At 58.3% G+C, this 18,541-nt stretch carries 15 protein-coding genes; 2 read left to right on the forward strand and 13 right to left on the reverse strand.

Annotated features, from left to right (window positions below):
- Positions 1–90: 90 nt before the first annotated feature.
- The 10 genes from ruvB to O3675_RS01530 all read right to left on the reverse strand — a co-directional run bounded on the left by ruvB (position 91) and on the right by O3675_RS01530 (position 11,353).
- A complete protein-coding gene (gene ruvB / locus O3675_RS01485) occupies positions 91–1,077 on the reverse strand; it encodes a Holliday junction branch migration DNA helicase RuvB (RefSeq protein WP_172855776.1) in 987 nt (328 codons plus the stop codon).
- Positions 1,078–1,248: 171 nt separating this feature from the next.
- Positions 1,249–1,869 (reverse strand): Holliday junction branch migration protein RuvA, encoded by a 621-nt coding sequence (gene ruvA / locus O3675_RS01490; RefSeq protein WP_005505871.1) that lies wholly within the window; start codon positions 1,867–1,869, stop codon positions 1,249–1,251.
- Between the two features lie 231 nt (positions 1,870–2,100).
- Positions 2,101–2,757: a crossover junction endodeoxyribonuclease RuvC gene (ruvC, locus tag O3675_RS01495; RefSeq protein WP_049362705.1), complete on the reverse strand. Its 657-nt coding sequence runs from the start codon at positions 2,755–2,757 to the stop codon at positions 2,101–2,103.
- Between the two features lie 330 nt (positions 2,758–3,087).
- The gene (locus O3675_RS01500; RefSeq protein WP_005505854.1) at positions 3,088–3,846 is read right to left on the reverse strand and encodes a YebC/PmpR family DNA-binding transcriptional regulator; all 759 of its coding nucleotides are present in this window, start codon (positions 3,844–3,846) and stop codon (positions 3,088–3,090) included.
- Between the two features lie 132 nt (positions 3,847–3,978).
- Complete coding sequence (locus O3675_RS01505; protein WP_294605098.1) at positions 3,979–4,746, reverse strand: type 1 glutamine amidotransferase; 768 nt, start codon at positions 4,744–4,746, stop codon at positions 3,979–3,981.
- Positions 4,746–6,029, reverse strand: coding sequence for a MurT ligase domain-containing protein (locus O3675_RS01510; RefSeq protein WP_371570491.1), 1,284 nt, complete (start codon positions 6,027–6,029; stop codon positions 4,746–4,748). Before O3675_RS01510 ends, O3675_RS01505 begins: the two co-directional genes overlap by 1 nt.
- Before the next feature lie 158 nt (positions 6,030–6,187).
- Positions 6,188–7,387 (reverse strand): hypothetical protein, encoded by a 1,200-nt coding sequence (locus O3675_RS01515; protein WP_371570494.1) that lies wholly within the window; start codon positions 7,385–7,387, stop codon positions 6,188–6,190.
- 518 nt (positions 7,388–7,905) lie between these two features.
- Positions 7,906–8,481 carry an HIT domain-containing protein gene (locus tag O3675_RS01520; RefSeq protein WP_294630913.1) on the reverse strand — a complete coding sequence of 192 codons (576 nt, stop codon included), beginning with the start codon at positions 8,479–8,481 and terminating at the stop codon, positions 7,906–7,908.
- An 87-nt stretch (positions 8,482–8,568) separates the two neighbouring features.
- The gene (locus tag O3675_RS01525; RefSeq protein ID WP_371570497.1) at positions 8,569–9,219 is read right to left on the reverse strand and encodes an aspartate ammonia-lyase; all 651 of its coding nucleotides are present in this window, start codon (positions 9,217–9,219) and stop codon (positions 8,569–8,571) included.
- 469 nt (positions 9,220–9,688) lie between these two features.
- Positions 9,689–11,353, reverse strand: coding sequence for a potassium channel family protein (locus O3675_RS01530; protein ID WP_371570500.1), 1,665 nt, complete (start codon positions 11,351–11,353; stop codon positions 9,689–9,691).
- Positions 11,354–11,485: 132 nt separating this feature from the next.
- On the opposite strand from O3675_RS01530, the gene O3675_RS01535 reads away from it, so the two are divergent.
- Both O3675_RS01535 and O3675_RS01540 read left to right on the forward strand, forming a co-directional pair.
- Positions 11,486–12,412 carry a hypothetical protein gene (locus O3675_RS01535; RefSeq protein ID WP_371570503.1) on the forward strand — a complete coding sequence of 309 codons (927 nt, stop codon included), beginning with the start codon at positions 11,486–11,488 and terminating at the stop codon, positions 12,410–12,412.
- Between the two features lie 240 nt (positions 12,413–12,652).
- Complete coding sequence (locus O3675_RS01540; RefSeq protein ID WP_371570505.1) at positions 12,653–15,559, forward strand: FAD-binding and (Fe-S)-binding domain-containing protein; 2,907 nt, start codon at positions 12,653–12,655, stop codon at positions 15,557–15,559.
- A 102-nt stretch (positions 15,560–15,661) separates the two neighbouring features.
- On the opposite strand, the gene O3675_RS01545 is transcribed toward O3675_RS01540, so the two are convergent.
- The 3 genes from O3675_RS01545 to O3675_RS01555 all read right to left on the reverse strand — a co-directional run bounded on the left by O3675_RS01545 (position 15,662) and on the right by O3675_RS01555 (position 18,523).
- On the reverse strand, positions 15,662–16,366 hold the full coding sequence (locus tag O3675_RS01545; RefSeq protein WP_371570508.1) for a hypothetical protein: 705 nt from the start codon (positions 16,364–16,366) through the stop codon (positions 15,662–15,664).
- A 305-nt stretch (positions 16,367–16,671) separates the two neighbouring features.
- Positions 16,672–16,941 (reverse strand): aminotransferase, encoded by a 270-nt coding sequence (locus O3675_RS01550; RefSeq protein ID WP_371570511.1) that lies wholly within the window; start codon positions 16,939–16,941, stop codon positions 16,672–16,674.
- Between the two features lie 871 nt (positions 16,942–17,812).
- Positions 17,813–18,523 carry an MAE_28990/MAE_18760 family HEPN-like nuclease gene (locus O3675_RS01555; protein WP_371570514.1) on the reverse strand — a complete coding sequence of 237 codons (711 nt, stop codon included), beginning with the start codon at positions 18,521–18,523 and terminating at the stop codon, positions 17,813–17,815.
- Between the last annotated feature and the right edge of the window lie 18 nt (positions 18,524–18,541).

An 18,541-nucleotide genomic window follows, 5' to 3' on the forward strand; every position in this document is an offset into this window, starting at 1 on the left:
ACCGGGCGTACAGAGAAGCCCGCAGGAGGCGGATACCTCCCACGGGCTTACTGTGTTATCAGCTGGTGCGGGCCTAAAGCTGATACGGATCTAGAGCTGAATCTCCGGCGCTTCCAAGCCGAGGTGCTCCCACGCCGCGGGCAGAGCCACACGACCGCGCGGGGTACGACCAATCAGGCCCTCACGCACCAGGTACGGCTCGGCAACCGTCTCCACGGTCTCCGTCTCTTCACCCACCGCAATGGCGAGGGTGGACAGACCCACCGGGCCGCCGCCGAACTTGTGAATCAGCGCCTCCAGCACGGCGCGGTCCAGACGGTCCAGGCCGCGCGAATCCACCTCGTACATATCCAGCGCGGTTGCGGCATCGGTCGCGTTAATGCGGTCCACGCCGTTCACCAGCGCCCAGTCACGCACACGACGCAGCAGACGGTTCGCAATACGGGGCGTGCCACGAGAACGACCGGCAATCTCGGTGAAACCCTCGGAGGTAATCTGCATGTCCATCAGGCCCGCGCTGCGGCGCAGCACCAGCTCAAGCTCCTCCACCGAGTAGAACTCCAGGTGACCGGTAAAACCAAAACGGTCACGCAGAGGACCGGGTAGCAGGCCCGCACGGGTCGTCGCACCCACGAGGGTGAACTGCGGTAGCTCCAGCGGAATGGAGGTCGCACCCGCACCCTTACCGACCACAATGTCCACACGGAAATCTTCCATCGCCATGTAGAGCATTTCCTCAGCTGGGCGGCTCATACGGTGGATCTCATCCAGGAACAACACCTCACCGGGGGTCAGCGAGGACAGAATCGCCGCCAAATCACCCGAATGCTGAATCGCCGGGCCCGAGGTGATGCGCAGCGGCGCCTCCATCTCCGCCGCAATAATCATCGCGAGAGTGGTCTTACCCAGACCGGGAGGGCCCGACAGCAGCACATGGTCGGCGCTACGGCCACGCATCTTTGAAGCCTCCAGCACCAGGGACAGCTGCTGACGCACACGGCGCTGACCCACAAAGTCGTCCAGGGACTTAGGGCGCAGTGCCGCCTCAATCATCTTCTCTTCAGGCTCTTCTTCCATCGCCACCAGGCGCTGGGCGGGAGCTGAAGATGCCTGAGTGCCGGGCACCTGACCGGGAAAATACCCGCCGGAAACCAGGGACGCCGCGGGCTGCGGCTCATAGGGATTCTGGCTCATAGAATTCTTCTTTCACAAAAGTTTGAGTGGGATACGTCGAACAGGGCGCGCCGCTTAGTGGCGGCCCACCGTGTTCTGAGTACCCAAGGAGGCGAGCACACCACGCAGAGCCACACCCACCGGCTCAGTCTCTGCGGCAGGGTTGTGCTGCACGTAAGCGTCAATAGCGGCGGAAGCGTCCTTCTCGCTCCAGCCCAAGGAGGTGAGAGCGTCAAGCACCTGCGGCTTCCAGACAATGCCCTGGCTCAGCGGCAGCTCATCGGTCTGGCCATCGCTGAGAATCAGCTTGCCGGCAAGCTCCAGCACAATACGGCGGGCACCCTTCGGACCAATACCGGGAACCTTCGTGAACGCCTTATCGTCACCGGTCGCCACGGCGCGCTCCACCTCAGCGGCAGTGTGAACGCTCAACACCGCCAGCGCAATACGCGGACCAATACCGGAAACCGAAAGCATCATATCGAACACTTCACGCTCGGCAGGCTCCGAAAAACCGTACAGAGTCATCGACTCTTCACGCACAATCATGGTGGTCAGCACGGTAGCTTCCTCACCGGTGCGCAGCTTGGAGAGAGTACGCGCAGTAGCGTACACAAGCATGCCGAAACCGTTCACGTTAATCACCGCGTGATCAAGGCCCACCTGAGCCACACGACCGGTCAGGGATGCAATCATTTCTCTCCACCTTTCAACACCGCGCCCAGGAATAAGGCTCGCGGCAGTGTGAGGGCACCGGGAACTCCGGCACCCGCAGAACGCACTCCCCCAGTTCACGGGGAGACACTACAAGTATATTAGAATATTTCTTCTGAAATCAAGCATATATTCGAACTTCTTAGCGAATACATGCGAGCCAACAGGAGACGGCACACAGGCCCGCGAAGGCCCCCTCTAGTGGCGGCACCTCTAGCGGCGAGCGCGCGCCTCCGCCTCCATCCAGGCACGCTGCGCCGGAGTCAACGACCCGCCACGGCGAGCCTGCGCCGGGCGTGAACCCTGGTGAGTCTGCGTCTGGGCCGCCATGTTGATACCCGAACCGATGCCGCCGCCACGCCAGCCGTGACAGATCGCAATCGCCAGGGCATCGGCAGCATCGGCGGGCTTCGGCATGGAATCCAGCCCCAAAATACGGGTCACCATACGACCCACCGACGCCTTATCGGCGCGGCCGCTACCGGTCACCGCCGCCTTCACCTCCGAGGGGGTATGGAAGAACACCGGCACGCCGCGCATTGCCGCCGCAGAAATCACCGCGCCCGAAGCGTGCGCCGTACCAATCACCGTGTTCACCTGCTCCTGAGCGAAGATACGCTCAATCGCCAGGGCATCCGGCTTATAGGTGTCGAGCCAGTGGGAGGCGGCGTTGAAAATCCAGAGAATACGCTGGTCCAGAGACTCTGCCGGGATCGTGCCGGCAACACCCACGTTCACGAAGTGCGCCTTACGGTCGGCGGTCATATCGAGCATGGAGAAGCCGCAGCGGGTCAGACCCGGGTCAACACCCATGATGCGGGTTGCACCCGGCACACGCTCCACAGCGGCGGCAGTACGGTTCTCACGCATGCTATCGCGTGCGGCAGGTTGAACGGCAGCCATCATCTCCCCTTTCGACAAACTCCCTATAGAATCTCTAGATCCTAGCCCTTCAGAATCCTAGCACCCGGCACCGGGGTGTGCCACGAGCACGGTCACCGCGTAAACAATCACCGCGTGAACAGTCACCGCGCGCCCCGCGAAAAGTACCCAGCGCATCCCCAAAATGCGGTATCGCAGGCAATACAGCCCAGACGCTAAGAAGCCACTCCCCCAACCGGCCACCCTACGGCGGCTCGGTTAAAGGAGCGGCTTCTTCAAGCATCAGATATCAGAATGCGAGTGATTACTCAGCTGTGATTACTCAGCTTCCAGCTCTGCCATGACCTCAGCAGAAACGTTAGCGTTCGAGTAGACGTTCTGAACGTCGTCGAGCTCTTCAATAGCGTCTGCCAGCTTCATGAACTTCTTAGCACCCTCAGCGTCCAGGTCAACCTGCATGGTCGGGCGGAAGACCGGGTCGTCGTTGTTGTACTCCAGGCCAGCCTCGTCCAGTGCCTTACGGATCTCGGGCAGGTCGGTCGCTGCGGACACAACGGTGAAGATATCGCCCTCGTCCAGAACCTCTTCGGCACCTGCATCCAGAACAGCCATCAGAACGTCGTCCTCGGTCAGACCGTCAGTCTTGGTGACCTCAGCAACGCCCTTACGCTCGAACAGGAACGCAACCGAACCCTGGTCAGCCATGGTGCCGCCGTTACGGGTCACAGCCAGGCGAACCTCAGACGCTGCGCGGTTACGGTTATCGGTCAGACACTCAATGTACAGAGCGGTACCCTGCGGGCCGCGTGCTTCGTACATGATTTCGGTGTAGTCAATGGTCTCACCGGTCAGGCCAGCGCCACGCTTGATTGCGCGGTCAATGTTGTCGTTAGGAACGGAGTTCTTCTTCGCCTTCGACACAGCCAGGTCAAGAGCGGGGTTACCAGCAATATCAGCGCCGCCCATACGTGCTGCAACTTCAATTGCCTTAATGAACTTCGCGAAAGCCTTCGCGCGCTTAGCGTCGATAGCAGCCTTCTTGTGCTTAGTAGTCGCCCATTTAGAGTGACCGGACATTCGTATCTCCCTTAGTCAAAACCTCCGTGCGGGCACGGCGAAACGTCCCACGCACCGTACTGTACTCACATAACTATACCGTAGCGGAGGCGCACACCACCTCAGAAAGTGCACGCCACCGCCAGGAATAGGCTAGCGGGGGCGGGATGCAGCCGAAGCGCGTGCCTTCTCCACCAGCGAGTCGTCAATAGTGTTCGGCGTGAACTCGCCAAACTTACGCTGAGCCGCCTGCTCAATCAGGTAGTCCGAAATCTTCGGGTTCTTCGGCAGCAGCGAACCGTGCAGGTAGGTGCCAATCACGTTGTGCACGCGCGCACCCTCATACGCATCGGTCACATTGTTGCCCTCACCCTTAGTGACGGTAGCTAGCGGGGTGCAGCCGGAACCCAGGTAGGTCAGGCCCGAGTGGTTCTCAAAACCAATCACGGTGCCGAACTCCTCAGACTCCTCAACAATGTTGCCGATCAGTCGGTCATCGCCGCCGACCGTGTGCGCATCAAAAATGCCGATACCCTTCAGCACCTCACCCTCACGGGTGCGGAATTCCTTGCCGAACAGCTGGTACAGGCCACAAATGACGAGCATGGGCACGCCGTCCTCAGCCAGCGAGCGCAGGGTGTCACCGTTCGCGTGCAGGTCGTCCTGAATTACGGACTGGCCCGAATCCTGGCCGCCGCCACCCAGAATAATGTCAACATCTTCCGGGAAAGGCTGACCGGGGTTGTGGTCCAGAATCTGCACGTCAAAGCCGTGCGCCTGCGCGCGACGAGCCAATGCCAGAGTGTTACCCCAGTCGCCGTAAATGTTCATGTCGAGCGGGTACAGCTGCAGAATACGCAGAGTCTTACCGTTATTGGGGCCGGAGGCGGGGGTGCCCTCAAAAGTGTGAGTTGCCGTCATTAGGAAACCCTCTCAACGTCAGTGATCTTTGCGAGCTCTTCACGCAGAGCCAGCATTGCGGTGTAGGTGCAGAAAATACGCATGGGCGCGTTACCGCTGGAGGCGATGAAGCCCTTGAGCGCATCGGCAAGGTTCTCGTTGACCTTGTCAACCTTCACGCCGTCATGCTCCAGGCGCAGCGCCATATCCCAGGCACGCACACCCGAAACCATCTGCACGCCGGTCTTCTTCAAGCTGTCGAAGTCAACATCCCACAGCCAGGACACGTCACGACCGTCAGCGTACTGGTCGTTAATCGTGATCATGGTGGCGTAGTCGTCAGCGTTCGCACTCGCCAGGGACAGGCGGAAACCGCTCGGGTTCTTCACCAGCAGCAGCTGCAGCGGGCGGCCGTTCACGTTCAGGGTCTCACCGCGACCGAAGGCGGGGGTAATCTTCGCCAGCTCGGCGATGAGCTTATCTTCGTTGAGCTTCTCGCCCATGACGGCGCGGGTCAGCGCCATAGCGCCAGCGGCGTTGAAGATGTTGTAAATGCCGTAGAGGTTGATCTCGCCGACTCGCTCCACACCCGCCAGGTCGAAGGTTGCGGAGGTGCCGGAGAACGCGGTCAGGGTGACGTCTGCGTCGGGCAGGGTCGCCTTCGCGACGGTGCCGCCGCGCATCTCATCATCCGAGGGGAAGTACGAGCGCAGGGACTCATCCAGGCCGTAATACTTGACGGTCACGCCAGGCTGCACGTTCTCAGCGAGGGAGCGGATACGCGGATCCTCACGGTTGAGCACCACGGTACCGGTCGTTGCGGAGGCGACGGTCGCCAGCATGCGGCGGGTCGTGTCAATCTCACCGAAGCGGTCCAGCTGGTCACGCAGAACGTTCAACAGCAGAGCGTAATCGGGCTTGACGGCCTTCACGAAGTGCACGGCGTGCGCCTCGTCCAACTCAAGCACAGCAATATCAGCGTCAAGCTTGCCGCCGAGGGTCATCTCGCCCAGCAGTGCCGCAGCGACACCGCGCACAAAGTTCGAACCGGTGCGGTTAGTGAAAACCTTCAGACCCTGAGCTTCAAGCAGCTGCACAGCCATCTTCGTGGTGGTGGTCTTACCGTTCGTGCCGGAGACAACAACCACGCCGTAGGGCAGCTTCGCGAGCTCTTCAGCGACGAAGTCGGGGTGCAATTTTTCCATGACAAGGCCGGGGAAGGCGGAACCGCCGCCGCGAAGCTTAGTCGCGGCGCGTACGCCCTGGCCGAGAAGACGAATGAGGGGTTTGGACATGCTTACCATTTTAGTACACGCACGCCAGCGGCTGAATGGTCCGCCGGGCTCGTTCGCTCATGCCGGACGGGGCGGGGTTACTGGGGTTTTGGCGCAGGGGGTGCGGGGGTTTGATGCAGGGCTCCGGCTAGGGCGGAGCGCCGGGGGTATCAGAACAGCGAACCCGCTTAGAACAGAGAACCCTGCACCCTCACCCGCGTGAACTCCTGCGCAGGCTCCACCAGCACGTTCCGCCACGCGGCAGTATTCACCAGGAACGCCGCGTCAGCATCGCCGGTGTGGGCGCTCAAAAACTGACCCGCCGCACCCGTGCAGAAGAAACCAGCCGCCCCGCTCTCCAGACCAGAATCACAAGGCGCCAGCGGTTCGGGCGATTGCGCGCGCAGAGCCGCATACGGTCGGTTCATGGCGAGCGACGGAATCCACGGCTCATCCAGGGCGGTGAGCCGCACCTCCGGGTCGGTGCGCGCCAGTTCGGCGAGCGCTTCGCGGGCGCGGGCGACCGCCTCCTGATGGGCAGTACGAAGCTGCGCGCCGGGTAGCGGGTTTGTCCAGGCGCGGTACTTGTTCGCCACCTGCTTGACCTGCGGAATCTTCGCGAGAGCGGTCACGGCGTCCTCGGCGCGGCGAATGGCAAGGCCGTCAGGTGCAAGCGCAATGTAGGTGGCGGTGGCGACCGCCTGCTCATCCAGGCGGCGCGGGGTCGAATGCAGGGAGCTCGTGCCAACCTTGTGCGTGCCGTCCGGGAAAGTCGCGATGTAGAGGCGATGCTCCAGCATGGCATAGGCGCGCATGGATTCGGTGAGCGTTCCGGGGTACAGGTGCGCGCGGTGCAGGGCGGTAAATTCGTCGCGGGCGGTGCAGCGCGGGCACTGCTGGCCACGCTGGATGCGGGTGCCTTCGGGGCAGGGTACGCGGCGGATTCCCGCGGATTCGGGGGCGGCGTCATTGCTCGTGCCGGTGGTGTAGCCGGCGCAGTAACGGTAGAGTTCCCCCTCGCTATCGCGCGGAATACGCAACCCCAGATAGGCGCCGGGAGTCAACGAAATCTGGATGCGAACCCCGCTCGGAACGCCACGCTGCGCGGGGCTTCTTTCCTGGTTAGGGGTGCTCTCCCCTGTCATATGAGGTGCCCCTGCCGCTTGAGATACCCGGTTATGAGTTCCTTCCGCGACCCCGCCGGGCACGACCGGTTCCACCTCAATGAGCGGGCGGCGGTTGGACCAGCGGATCTGCCTCCAGATAAGTAGCTGCGGCGCGCCTGCAGAATCACCAGCGGCACCATTACCGGCGGCGGGCACAGTAGCTACAGTGGGCGCGGCAGGCATCTCGTCGAAAGCAGTCTCAAGCAGGTTGGGGTAGTCCATAGCATTCCACTCTAGCGGGTCTGGCGAGTTCTTTCTCGCGGGGCGCGGTGCATCCGGGTATCACGTCTTCGGCGGCGCATCCTGGCGCAACATCCCCGAGGGGCAAAAGCAGCGCCCTCGAAATGCAAAAAGAGGCCAGCGTCCTTCACGCTGATCCGCACCCCCGCAGTGTTGCCGTGCGTTCACGCACGGCGGGGTGGGTTCTCAGCTGAGGCGCTGACCTCTGTGGTTGAGGCAGGGCGCTTACCCTGCCAAGCCCGAAAGCGATCGGTGACCGCTATTTTTCGGTGAGCTATGCGGTGTTCATGGAAGCCGGAAGCTTCCCAACAGCGTCGCTGCATTTAAAACTTTGCCATATCCAATGGACATAACATCATTCAAATACGCATCGACTGCCCAATCTGCGCATTTATGACGCAGAATTTCTATGCACTAGCTGGCAAATTGAAGCAATTAGTGCAAAATTTCAAACTCACCAAGCCGCTCAGCCGGACTATCTGACGGATGAGCCACGCCATCTAGCTGAGGCGGGCAAACCCCTCCGCAATAGCAGAACGCATATCATCCAGCGTGCGAGACATGGTCTTGGTGTGAGCGATAATCGGCAGGAAGTTCGTATCTCCACTCCAGCGCGGCAGAATGTGCTGATGCAGGTGATCAGCAATGCCCGCGCCGCCCACCTTGCCCTGATTAATGCCAATGTTGAAGCCGTCATTATGCGACACCTCGCGCAGAACCTTCATGGCGAGCTGGGTCAGCTGCGCAATCTCCATGGTTTCTGCCTCGGTCGCATCATCGTAGAACGGGATGTGGCGGTACGGGCAGACCAGCAGGTGCCCGGGGTTGTACGGGTAGAGGTTGAGAATCACGAAGGCATGCTCGCCGCGGTGCACAATCAGCGACTCTTCGTCACTGCGGCTGGGCGCGGTGCAGAAGGGGCAGGTCTTCTCGGTGTAGTCCTTCTGGCCACCGCTCACGTAGGCGGTGCGGTGAGGGGTCCACAGGCGCTGGAACTGGTCCGGTGCGCTGGGCAGCTCGAAGGAATCCTGCACCGAGGCTGCGGTGCCATGCTCGGGGGTCGTGTTCTCGCTCATAGTCCCATTCTATAGCCCGCACGCGGCAACGGGAACGCCCGGCCCGTCATGCGTGCCAGATATGAGATAACTCCCCCGGCAGCGCGCCTAGCTGTGCTGTTTTTCCAGGTGAATGATGCGGGTGGCACCCTCAAAGGTCATGGGGAAGCTCAGCACGCCGTCCTCCATGACGAATTCCTTGGTTTCCTTATCGGAGGCGTACGGCGCGTGGCTCAGCTTCGCATGGTCCACGTGCGAAATGTAGCTGAAGTTGCCGGTCTTCGCCTCGAAAGTGCCAGCCCAGAAGGGGGTTGCCAGCTCTTCGTGGTTCAGGTGGTAGGTGACCTCGATAATGCCGTCGTGAATGACGGCGTCCATGTAGTTCTCGAGGCCCGCAGCGTCCTGCTGAACCCAGGTGCCGTCAGCACTCGCAGTCGAACGAGTCGCGAGCACAGAAGAGGGAACAGCCGTCGCGGCGGATGTGGCAGGCTCCTGGTTACTCGTGTTGTCCGGCGCGGGGGTCTCAGTGGGCTGGGTCGCGGTCGGGTGAATCGACGGGTCATGCGAGGTAATAACCGCCGCCTTAATTCCGGTGCTGTCGTCGCCGGGGGCGGAAACAGCGCTGGGCTCGGCGGTTTCAAAAGCTGCGGGGTCAACAACCGCACTTGCGGAGGCGTTATTCGGTGCGGATGCGCACGCGGTGAGGGAGAGCGCGCTGACGAGTAGAGCGAGCGCGCCCAGGGTGGGCTTAGGTGCCACGAAAGTGTCCTAACAGAGTATGTGTTTGAGTGAGTTTGTGAGTTGAGTGGTGCCTCCCCGTGAGTGAGGTGGGGATACGACGACACCCCCGTAGCGCATTGAGGCTACAGGGCGTTCGATAACCGGCACGGTAGATAGTTTATAGGCTCTGGCTAGGAGTTTCACCAGTGGCGGCCATTTTTAAAAGATAGTTTGGTCACATTAGACCTTAAGTTGAGGGGTTTTTCGCGCACACGAGCCCCGATTTGCACTCCGGGGGCTAATTTTGCCTCGACAAGGCAAAATATCCCGCACGGTGGCGTGGGTGGCAATTTTCTTGCCTTCGTCTTGCCTTCGCGTGGGCTCGGCACCCAAACCCACCGCTTCAAGAGGTATGCGGTGTGGGTTTGAGTGCCGAGCCTCAATTGAGCTGTTATATCTGCACTTATATCCGCGCTACCGCAGTCCAGCTACTGTTCGCAGGCCCCTATTATTTGCGGGAACGCAACGAGAACTTCTCACGAATAATCGTGAAGGTCTGGCGAGTCTCCTCCAGCAGGGCGACCGGCTCCTGCTCACGCACCGCAACCTCATGAGAGGTCGAAGACTCGGCAGGTTCACCAGCACGCGCGGCGCCCTGTGCGGTGTTCGAGGTAGCCTCTGCGGAAGCTGCCGGAGCAGCCGAGGCAGGCTCAGCAGCACCCGGAGCAGTAAAGCCCGCGGCTGCAAAACCGGCGGCACTGAAACCCGAGGCGGCACCGAAACCACCAGCCCTGGAACCTGCGCGGCGTGCCGCCTCCGCCTCCGAAGGAACCGGGTGCACGCCGTCCTCATCCACGACCTCACGCAACGTGTAGTCGTGGGCTTCACGGCGCGCATACTCACGAGCCAGCAGGGCACGCAGCTCAGAAATCTCCTGGCGAAGATCGTCCACGTCAGCCTTGGTTGCGGGGTACTCCTGCTCCTCCCTGCCACCGATCTTTTCGATAATCCAGCTGGCGAGCGCACCGGTCGCAACCGCGACCATACCCACGCCGTACAGCATGACGACCACGGCGATAACCCTGCCGATACCGGTGACCGGGTAGACGTCGCCGTAACCGACCGTGGCGAGGGTCGTGAACGTCCACCAGTAGGCGGTGGGCAGGTCACGGATCATCGCGCCCGGCTCGGAGGACTCCACCGAATAGATTGCCAGGGCGAACATGATGATGAAGATCGCGGTGTATCCGAAGAGCTTCACCGCCAGCTCTGAGAGCCTCTTATATTGGCGGTTGGTGGTCAGGTGAATCATGGCGAGGAAGCTGACAATACGCCACGCCGGCAGCAGCACAATCGCCAGGTTCATCAGGTTATGCGTGATGAAGTAGAGTCGCCGCGGCGCCAAGTACAGGCGAATGCAGTAGTCGGCGGCGAATAGGCCCCACAGAATCATCTGGATGATGTTGAGGTACCCGTCGTACGGCTCCTGGATGCGCGTGCTCATGATGGGCGCGGCAAACGCGAGCAAGTACAGTACGGACGCCACGAACATGGGTCGAGAGGAGCGTTCCTCCCACGCCGCCAGGTTCTTCTCGCCGCGGTACTTGCTGAGCGTGCGGAATAAGCGGGTGCGCGGGGCGCGACGCGGCGGGTCCGTGACGGTGCGGGTGACCGTGCGGATGGTCGTGGTGTGCGTTTCAGGTTCGCCCGCGTCAATAATCTCGGCGGCACCATCAGGGTTACCCTGGGTACCTGCCTTCTGGGTGCCCGCTTTCTGAGGGGCAGCTTTCGGGTCGCCCTTGCCGTGCGGGTGATGCGTGGTGCGGGTGATGCGGCGCTCCTCGCGGTGCGTGCCGTCCGGCGCGTCGGTGGTGGCGTATTCTTCGACGACTTCTTCGTAGTCGTCGTCGGGGTCCAGGTCGGTGGAGTAGACGGAGTGGGTGCTGTCCAGGCGGGCGCTATCAATCTGCACGGCATCAACCTGCACTGCCTCCATGCGGGGAGCGGTAGCCTCCGCCGAGGCAGATTCAGCCGGGCTGTTCATCGGGCTGCTCGCCGCGGTATCGCCCGGGATATTGCGCGAGGTATTGCCCGAGATATTGCCCGCCGACGCATTGGCTGCTGTGCCGTTCTTTACCGTGTTTTCTGCCTGGTTCTGTTCCGCCTTATCCATAGTGTGAATGATACTCCGCGCCGTTGCGTTTGCGTTTCTATTTCGTTGCACAGAGCGCACCCAACCTGGCAAAATGCGTGTTGTACCTATCAAAGCAACCTTATGTTGCTACCCCGCACATCGGAGTGCCTCATGTCTTCACACACCACCGCTTTCTTCTTCCGCCTGCCGAACTTCCGTCAGCAGGGTTCCCGTCAGCTGAGCTTCCGTCAGCTGGGCGCGAGCCTCTGCTTCTCCGGTGCGCTCGCTGCCACCCTGGGTGGATGCGCCTCCCTGGACTCTTCCCCTTCTACTTCTGCGGAGGCTTCGTCTACGCCGACTGCGGCGAGTCACGCGACGGCGCCGGTGCTTCAGGATTCTGAGGGTTTCCGCCTGTTTACCGGTCGCGGTTCGGTTGAGGAGGCGGTCTTTGAGGGCCCGGTGGCACCCGCCTCCTATTCGTATGTGGAGTTTGAGCGTCGCGGTGAGCCGGAGGGCACGATGAAGGTTTCAGTCTCTGACGGTTCTGGTACTCAGGTTGAGGTGGTTGCTGGCGGCTCGGGTGAGGGTGCGGGCGTGTGGGTTCGTAATACGGCGAGCGCGTCTGCGCCAAGTCCCTCTAGTACTGCTAAGTCTGCCGGTGCGGTGAGTGTGCCGTATAGTTCGGCGCGTGTGACGGCGTCGACGTCGCAGCTGACTGATGATGCGCAGTGGATGGTGTCTGTTCGTGCGGCGGGTGTTGATTCTTCCGGTAAGTTTGAGGCTCCTGATGGCGTGCCGCTGACGAGTCAGAGCGCGGAGGTGGGCGAGATTCAGATGCAGGGCAACCGCGGTTTTGTGCACGATACTGTGTCGAAATCGGGCGGCGGTTCGGTTGCGGTGGAGAACCGTTCGGATGCGAAGATGACGGTGTATTGTGCGGGTGTGGACCGTAAGGAGCGTAGTGTGCCTGCGGGTGGCCGCGTATTTGTGGAGGATTTGGGGGTGCGTGCTTCGGCGGGTTCTCCCCTGTTTTGTGGTGTGGTGACTTCTGATAGTACTGCTAGCTGGAATGTTACGACCCTCGGCGGCCGCGCCTAAGAGCAGCTGCGGCGTTCAGAATGTGGTGGGTGCGCCTCCGCAGACCCGGGCGTATTTCCCCCGGAAAACCAGCAAATAGGCGGCAAAAACGCGCATCAGCACGGTGTATATCCCACCCCCTTTATGGTGACAAGTAGTCGCCAAGCTTAGCCATAGCTAACCGGAAAAGACGGCGTTCAAAGGAAGATACTGGAATAAGGACAGCATTCGCACACCTGTCACCAGTAAGGAAGCAAGATCATGACCGTCGTGTCAAACACGTCCGAAGCACTCAAGTCCCCCTACGCGGACACCCTCAACCGTCTACTTTCCGATGCACGCGCAGAAGCCGTCGAATCCAGCGTCTCCGAACTGGAACGCCTGGCTATTGCACACGACGCATCCCACTACCTGCTCGTGCCTGCTGGCCTGATTCGCCCCGATTCCGCCGAAGATGTCGCCAACATTTTCCGTGCAGCCGGCGACCTCGGCCTGCCCCTCACCTTCCGTTCCGGCGGAACCTCCCTCTCCGGCCAGTCCAGCGGTGACGGCCTGATGGTCGACACCCGCCGCCACTTCAAGAAGATTGAGGTCCTTGAAGACGGCAAGAAGGTGCGCGTGCAGCCCGGCGCGACCATTATGATGGTCAACAACTACCTGGCACCCTACGGCTACAAGCTCGGCCCCGACCCGGCATCCTGGTCCGCATGCACCATCGGTGGTGTGGTTGCGAACAACTCCTCCGGTATGTCGTCGGGCACCAAGTACAACACGTACAACACCCTCGACTCCATGGTGTTCGTGCTCCCCAGCGGCACCATCATTGACACCGCCGAACCGGACGCTGACCAGAAGCTGCGCTCCCTCGAACCTGAACTTCACGAGGGCCTGCTGCGCCTGCGCAAGCGCGTGCTTGAGAACCCCGAATCCATGGCGAAGATCCGCCAGCAGTACTCCATGAAGAACACCATGGGTTACGGCCTGAACTCCCTGGTCGACTTTGAAACCCCCGTGGACATTCTGCAGCACCTGCTGATTGGTTCGGAGGGCACCCTCGGTTTTGTTGCTTCGGCAACCTACCGCACCCTGCCGATTCTGAAGAACATTTCCACCGGCCTGCTGGTGTTCGACAACCTGATTGATGCGGCCCGTTCCGTGCCTGAACTGGTTGCTAACAAGCTCGCTACCGTGGAGCTGATGGACGCCACCAGTATTCGTGTGGCTCAGCGTACCGGTCAGGCTGCGGAGGCGCTCGCCGCCATTGACGTGAAGGACCACGCCGCCCTGCTGGTTGAGTTCCAGGGCAACTCCGAGCAGGAGCTGAGCGACTTGGCTGCCGCTGCGGCACCCATGTTTAAGAGCCTGCCGGTGGCTTCGCCGGTGTCGATGACCAGCAAGCTGTCTGAGCGTAACGCACTGTGGGCGGCACGCCGCGGCCTGTATACCACCGTTGCGGGTAACCGCCGCTCCGGCACTAACGCACTGCTGGAAGACGTGGTCGTGCCCGTCGAGGTTCTGGGCAACACCTGCAGCGACCTGACCAAGCTGTTCGACGCACACGGCTACCAGGACTCCGTGATTTTCGGCCACGCGAAGGACGGTAACATCCACTTCATGCTGAACGAGCAGTTCCGCGACCCGAAGCAGCTGGACCGCTACCGCGACTTCACCGAAGAAATGGTTCAGCTGATCCTTTCCGCTGACGGCTCGCTGAAGGCTGAGCACGGTACCGGTCGTATCATGGCGCCGTTTGTGAGCCGCCAGTTCGGTGACGAACTCTTCGACGTGATGCGCCAGATCAAGCGCCTCATTGACCCGAAGGGCTTCATGAACCCGGGCGTTCTGCTGGTTGAGCCGGACACCGACTACGTGACCGACCTGAAGGTCGCTGAGACTGTTGAGGAAGAAGTCGACCGCTGTGTGGAGTGCGGCTACTGCGAGCCGGTCTGCCCCTCCCGCAACCTGACTTTGACCCCGCGTAAGCGCATCGTGCTGCGCCGTGAAATTGCCGCCGCCGAGGCGAACGGCGACCACGAGCTCGCTGAGCGTCTGGGTAAGGAATACGAGTACTACGGCATTGAGACCTGTGCCGTGGACGGCATGTGCCAGACCCGCTGCCCCGTGAACATCAACACCGGTGACCTGATTCGCCGCCTGCGTTCTGAGAACCAGGACAAGCTGGCCGCCACCGGCTGGAAGGTTGCCGCACAGCAGTGGGGCGTCATGGATAAGGTCGCCGGTAAGGCCCTGACTGTGGCGAAGAAGCTGCCGTTCCCCGTGGTGCACGGCACCACCAACATTGCCCGCAAGGTCATGGGCGACGACACGGTCCCCTCCTACAAGAAGGACCTGCCGGTCGGCGGCCCGGCACGTAAGCCGCACAAGGACGCAACCGCCGAGATTGTGTTCTTCCCTGCCTGCGTGAACTCTATGTTCGGCGGCGTGGACGGCGACGGCAAGCACGACCCGGTCAACGCAACCCAGGCGTTCATCCGCCTGTGCGAGCGTGCGGGCGTGAAGTACCGCATCCCGGACAATATTGGTGAGATGTGCTGCTCCACCCCGTGGAAGTCGAAGGGCTTCACCGACGGCTACTCGATTATGAGTGACCGTGTGCTGAAGTCCCTGTGGGAGGCTACTGACGGTGGCCGCCTGCCGGTCGTGTGTGACGCTTCGTCCTGTACTGAGGGCCTTGAGGTGATGCGCGAGAAGGTTATTAAGGCGCTGGAGCACAAGATCGTGAACGGCCTGAAGCCGGGTGAGCCGGACTACTCGCGTCTGCGCATGTACGATGCGGTTCAGTTCGCCGCGGACAACATGCTGGACAAGCTGACTGTGTCTGCTCCCCTGCCGTCGGTTGCGCTGCACCCGACCTGCTCCATGACTCACCTGGGTACTCAGCCTGCGTTTGAGAAGATTGCGAACGCGATGAGTGACGACGTGTACGTGCCGAAGCACTGGGGTTGCTGTGGTTATGCGGGTGACCGCGGTATGCTGCACCCGGAGCTGACTGCGAGCGCTACGGAGGCGGAGGCTGCGGAGCTGAGCGAGCAGAAGCAGTTCGCCGCATATATTTCGGCTAACCGCACCTGTGAGCAGGGTATGACGGAGGCGACCGGCCACACCTACCAGAACGTGCTGCAGCTGCTGGAACGCACCACCCGCTAAGGGCTGAGCGCATAGCAGCGGTATAAAGAAGGGACCCGGCGGGCTATCTGATGGATAGCCTGCCGGGTCCCTAAAATTTCAAACGTTTAAGAGTACCAAAATTTATTTACTTCTTTCCGCATCTATATTTCCAGTAAAAAGAAGGAATAGAAGAACCGGGACGTAAAACAACGACACAAAAATAGGGACAAAAACTTCCCCTAAAACAAGCAGAATAGGTACTTTATTATTATCCTTATTTCCAAACCCGCTTTTGTCTTTTTTCCCACTTTTAACAAAAGATAGAATGGTATGGACAATCATAACAAGTGGAACAATTAGAAGCAAGAAAAATATCCAATTGAAACCAATGATTTTCACCCAATCTATGGCCGCCGAAAATGAAAAAATAAATGCATATACTGGATTGGCTGGATTCATCATATGCACAATAATATTGTACTCGTTCTCGGGATTATAATCCTTGATGTACCGAGTAGACTCTTGTAAATAGAAATTTGCCGAAGATATCAGGACAAATATTATTACCGCAGAAATCCAAATTTCACGCCCACCTTTAACCCAGGATATAAAATCGTTAACAGGTCCAACTAATACATTTATACCAAGGAGATTAAGTGCCTCAGAAATAACTTTTATCCCAAGACCATCAGCAGTGTACTTCACCCAAGGGAGCCCACTGAAACTAATAAAAACCGCACCCGCATACAACGAAACTAAAATATGCGGGAGAATTTTAAGTAAAAGTTTAATAAGAGGGTAACCTTTAAGTATTCCAACTACTTCGTTAGCAACAAAATTTGACACTATTAAAAACCTTTCATGTTTTAAATTGCAGGTTACACGACTGGATGATTTGCACACGCAGTGCTTATTACCTACTAATCAAACCTCTTTGTCCAATACGGATATGTGATGGCGCCACACGACTTCAGGTGCGTAATACCATCATCCACATTAGCATACGGAGAATCGTCTACGCTTCCAAGAGAGACGCCATGACAGAATATTTCTCAATACGAATTTCAGCTGTAACAGTCCTCGTCAAAACAGAAAGGACCCAGCCGGACCACTAATATTAGTGTCCGCCGAGTCCTTCCTTACCTTTACAACTAGTTGTTGCCTCCGTTGACGAGACGAGCGCGAAGCTCCCCGTCAGCCTCTGTCACGATAATGACCGGTTTATCGCCCGCAACCTTGCGTACGCGGGCGAGCGTGTCAGCCTCATCTTCGCCGGGACCCGCAGGGATAACGTGGCACTCCCCTCCCGCCTTCTGTGCAGCGAGCGCAACAAGTGCCTTGTGTTCCGGATTGCGGCGGGCAGACAGGTTGAAACGACCCACAATACGAGCTCGCTCCTTCATCACCTCAACGCTTGCCATACCTTCATCCCTTTCAAATGCACTTCAACAGCAAAGCCTGCTACTCCCTCGTAGACAAACTTTACTTCCCGAAAAACCCGGAGGGCTATCCAATCGGATGACCCGCCGGGTCCGTTTTCGTCTGCTACAGTACCTATTTTCGACTATTAAATAGTCCAATAATCAATACTGCTATTGAGATGCCATAAAGGATTCCAAGCACCATGTCGCTGACATTTGACACCACGTTCAAGATAATTGCCAGGATCAAGAACAGCATCCCAACAGGAACATACTTATTCGACTTCATACGCTCGTGCTCCCTCAATAACCAACAGCGATACATCATTTTCAGGACCATCCAGCTACCCATTTTCTGAATGACTATGGACGTTCGCCTTACTACCACGCTAGCACTCTGGAGCTAAAAACTAGCCCGCGACACAGCTTTTTGCACCCAGACGCACTCCCCACCTCACCTCCTCAAAGCGCGCAAAAACCACCCCCTCCGCAGCTTGTCGCCGCAAAGGGGGTGGTTTTCTATATGGCTAGGTTAGAAGCCTAAACCCTTACTACTCAGCAGCCTCAGTGCTGGGCTTGGGGTCTTCGTTCACGCGGTTGCGGATATGCTCCACAATACGTGCCACAGCCTCATCTTCAACGGGAAGAGTAGAGATAATGTACCGCTCCCTCCAGCCTTCTATGCAACGAGTACAACGCGATCCAGTATTTTAGAATGTGGCAAGCAGATAGATCGCATCATCCAACGATACGGCTTAATAGCTCCTTCAAATTAGTAATTACCTTACAATTGTCTTTTCACATAATTCCCCAAAAAGAAGAAGAATCGATGAACACATAGTAATCTGTACTCACCGATTCTCCTGCTATATCAGTGCTTTAGGTATCGCTTTTCTTGCCAAGCATCAATTACCCACTCTGAGAAATCATACATAATCTTAGAAATTCGATCATGGAGACTCAAATATTCTTCTATATTCTTCTTCATCCCAAGGATTCCCATTGTCTTCTCGCCATGCGCAACTTCATTTCTAACCTTCAGCAAATTTGTATCAATATCTGTCTTTAGGGACTCTATCTCCGATGGCAGCATTTTATCATCAATATTGTCAACTATATCTAATTTTTTGAGTATATCAATAAATAATTCATAATTAAGATTCGACTTCGCATCAATAATTTTCTCATTAATTTTCACATATTTGCGATCAACATATTTACCATCAGATAATAAATCCCTAAACTTATTAACAAAATCAATATGAGCATCATGGGTATTTGCTCCACCCAAATTAGTCAGTGCAGTCTTTAAGGAGGAAGCAACTATAACATCACTGGCATTTCGATATTGAATCTTTTCTTTGCTTACAGATTTAATATATTTCTGACCAACTTCCTTTATGTAACCTTCCCAGTGAGCATAGAGCATTAGGTATGATCTTCTAAGTACATATCTAACATTCTGCTCATACAATCCATCCTCTGCGTTGAGAGACTCAATGTCCATTTTAACTCTACTTAGCTCTTGTCTCCTCCATGCCCGACAAGAGTCTATTTGATTAACAAAGTCTTCGTCTGACATTTTCTTTCCCATGAATTC

Source organism: Rothia sp. 27098_8_27 (assembly GCF_041432805.1).
GTDB lineage: Bacteria > Actinomycetota > Actinomycetes > Actinomycetales > Micrococcaceae > Rothia > Rothia mucilaginosa.